Source organism: Streptomyces sp. ADMS (assembly GCF_033441795.1).
In the GTDB taxonomy this organism is placed as follows: domain Bacteria; phylum Actinomycetota; class Actinomycetes; order Streptomycetales; family Streptomycetaceae; genus Streptomyces.
In genome coordinates this window covers 1-3,527 of sequence record NZ_JAVFVX010000247.1, presented here as the reverse complement: position 1 = coordinate 3,527, position 3,527 = coordinate 1, and the positions used below count along the sequence as shown (strand labels likewise).

Here is a 3,527-nt window from a genome sequence, read left to right as displayed (position 1 = left end):
GCGAACTCCCCTACCTCCTCACCCTCGCAGGCCACGGCTTCTACTGGTTCCGGCTGCGCAAGGACGCGCAGGACGCCATGTAGTACGTGGTCGTACGCGCAGAACCCCGGCGGGCCGGTTTCTCCCGTCCCGCCCGGGGCACGCATCAGTCACACCCCTGCCCCTGGGGAAAGGACGCGACGCCATGTCGGAAGCCATCACCCGCTCCGCCACGACAAGTCCCGACCTCCTTGTGTCCCTTGATCCATTGCTGCGCGAATGGCTGCCGAGACAACGCTGGTTCGCCGGCAAAGGACGCCCGGTCACCGGTTTCTCCCTGGTGGCGGCCACCGAACTGCTGCCGGCCACCGCACAGTTGGGCCTCCACCACCTCCTGGTACGGGCCCATCAGCCCGCGCTGGAGGGCCCCGGCGACTGCTACCAGCTCCTCATAGGCGTGCGCGAGGCGCTGCCGCCCCGGCTGGCGCCCGCGCTGATCGGGCATGTGGACCAGGGCCCGCTGACCGGACGGACGGTGTACGACGCCCTGTACGACGCCCGGCCCGCCGAGGTGCTCCTGGAGGCGATGCGGACCCGGGCGCGGATCGGCACCCTGCGGTTCGACCGCGATCCGGACACGGCGGCTGCGGGCGCGGACGCGGGGGACGAGTACATCGAGGGCCGAATACGGGCGGGGCTGGTGGCCCGGGTGGTGACCTCGGAACAGTCCAACTCGTCCATCGTCTATGGAGATACGTTCATCCTGAAGCTGCTCCGCAGGGTCGTACCGGGCGTCAACCCCGACCTTGAGCTGCCGCTGGCGCTGGCCCGCGAGGGCTGCCCCCGGGTACCGGCCCCGGTGGCGTGGATACGCACCGACACTCCCGGCGCGACCGGCCCCGGGACGACGGGGCCCGATGTGGATCTGAACGCCGAGAACAACTACGTGCTCGGCGTCCTCCAGCCCTTCGTGCGCGGTGCCGCCGACGGCTGGGAGCTGGCGCTGCGCGAGCTGGCCAAGGGTGAGGACTTCAGCGCGGAGGCGCGGGCGCTCGGGCGGGCCACCGCCGAGGTGCACCTGGCGCTCGCCCGCGCCCTGCCCACCGTGACACTGGGCCACGCGCAACTGCGCCCGCTGGTCGACGGCATGATCGAGCGCCTGGACGCGGCGACCCGGACGGTACCTGCCCTCCACCCGTACGCGCCCGGCCTGCGCTCGGCGTACGAGGCGCTGGCCGACCTCGCCGCCGAGGGCCAGACCTGGACGGCCCAGCGCATCCACGGCGATCTGCACCTCGGGCAGTGTCTGCGGTCGCCGTCAGGTGAATGGTCGCTGATCGACTTCGAGGGCGAGCCGTCGAAACCGCTCGCGGAACGGCGGCTGCCGCAGCCGCCGGCACGGGACATCGCCGGCATGCTTCGTTCCTTCGACTACGCGGCCCACTCCGTGCGCCCCCACCTTCCCGGCTGGGCGGCGGCGTGCCGGGCCGCGTACTGCGCCGGGTACGCGGAGACCAGCGGCCGGGACCCGCGGACCGATCCCGTACTGCTGCGGGCGTACGAGACGGACAAGGCGGTGTACGAGGTGGTGTACGAGGCACGGCACCGCCCGGACTGGCTTCCGGTACCGATGTCGGCGGTGCACCGCCTGGCCGCACCCGACTGACCCACGCCACCCGCCCCGCTTCCCCGCCCCTCGCTCCACCTCACCTCCGGAGGCCCCCGCCCGTGACCCCGCGCCCCCCGTCCAGCGGCTCGAAGAACCCGAAGAAGAAGACGTCTGCGAAGAAGGACCCCGGAAAGAAGGCGGCAAAGCAGGCGGCGAAGAACCCGGAGACGAAGCCTGAGACGAAGCCGGAGCCGGAGACGATCCCGGAACCGACACGGGACGCCGCACCGGAAACGGCAGCGGAGGCGACGGTGCCCGCCCCTCGGACGGTCGAGGCCGCTCCGGTGGAGAGCGCTCCGGAGGAGACCGCGCTTCTCCCCTCCCCCGCGATGGACGCCGCCGACCGTGGACGGCTGCTTGCCGGCGCACACCACGACCCGCACTCCGTCCTGGGCGCGCATCCGCTGCCGGGCGGGGTCGCATTCCGGGTGCTGAGGCCGTACGCCCTGTCGGTGACCGTCGTGTCCGGGGATCTGCGGGCCGAACTGCACGACGACGGGGACGGCTTCTTCTCGGGTGCGCTGCCGCTGCGAGGCGTCCCGGAGTACCGGCTGGTCATCGCGTACGAGGGGCAGGTGCAGGAGACCGAGGACGCGTACCGGCTGCTGCCCGCACTGGGTGACCTGGACCTGCATCTCATCGGCGAGGGCCGGCACGAGGAGCTGTGGAAGGCGCTGGGCGCTGAACCGATGACCCACCAGGGCGTCACCGGCACCCGCTTCGCCGTCTGGGCGCCGAACGCGCGCGGAGTGCGGGTGACCGGGGGCTTCAACTTCTGGGACGGTACGGCGTATCCGATGCGGTCACTGGGCGCCACCGGGGTGTGGGAGCTGTTCGTGCCGGGCGTCGGCGAGGGTGAGCTGTACAAGTTCGAGATCACGCGCGCGGACGGCTCGAAGACACAGCGGGCGGACCCGATGGCCCGCCGGACCGAGGTCCCGCCCAACACGTCGTCCATCGTGCACAGTTCACGCCACGAGTGGGAGGACGGGGAGTGGCTGGCGCGGCGGGCGGAGGTCCCGGCGCACGAGGGCCCCCTGTCGATCTACGAGGTCCATCTGGCGTCCTGGCGACCAGGCCTGACGTACCGTCAACTGGCAGAGCAACTCCCCGCCTATGTACGGGACCTGGGCTTCACGCACGTGGAGCTGATGCCGGTGGCAGAGCACCCCTTCGGCGGCTCGTGGGGCTACCAGGTCACCGGTTTCTACGCGCCGACGGCCCGTCTGGGCACTCCGGACGACTTCAAGTACCTGGTGGACGCCCTCCATCGCGCCGGCATCGGCGTACTGATGGACTGGGTGCCGGCCCACTTCCCGCGCGACGACTGGGCGTTGGCCGAGTTCGACGGCCGCCCCCTGTACGAGCACGAGGACCCGCTGCGCGCCGCCCACCCCGACTGGGGCACCCTGGAGTTCGACTTCGGCAGGCGTGAGGTCCGCAACTTCCTGGTGGCGAACGCCGTTTACTGGTGCCAGGAGTTCCACATAGACGGCCTGCGGGTCGACGCGGTCGCCTCGATGCTGTACCTCGACTACTCGCGTGAGCCGGGCCAGTGGACGCCCAACGAGCACGGCGGCCGGGAGAACCTGGACGCGGTCGCCTTCCTCCAGGAGATGAACGCGACGGTGTACCGGCGGGTCCCGGGGGTCGTGACGATCGCGGAGGAGTCCACGGCGTGGGACGGCGTCACCCGGGCCACGCACCACACGGGCCCCGGCGGCTTCGGGGGCCTGGGCTTCGGCCTGAAGTGGAACATGGGGTGGATGCACGACTCGCTCGGCTACGTCCAGCACGACCCGGTCCACCGCAAGCACCACCACCACGAGATGACGTTCTCCATGGTGTACGCGTACAGCGAGAACTACGTCCTGCCGAT

Annotated in this window: 2 protein-coding genes; both read left to right on the top strand. The window is 71.3% G+C overall.

What is annotated here, in order from left to right:
* Positions 1 to 184: 184 nt before the first annotated feature.
* On the top strand, positions 185 to 1,645 hold the full coding sequence (locus RB628_RS39870) for a maltokinase N-terminal cap-like domain-containing protein (RefSeq protein WP_318325542.1): 1,461 nt from the start codon (positions 185 to 187) through the stop codon (positions 1,643 to 1,645).
* Between the two features lie 62 nt (positions 1,646 to 1,707).
* Positions 1,708 to 3,527: 1,4-alpha-glucan branching enzyme (glgB, locus tag RB628_RS39865; protein WP_318325541.1), on the top strand; the 1,820-nt coding region annotated here is incomplete at its 3' end.

Coding starts and splice junctions, on each gene's coding strand:
- RB628_RS39870 (WP_318325542.1), top strand. CDS start 185: ATGTCGGAAGCCATCACCCGCTCCGCCACGACAAGTCCCGACCTCCTT.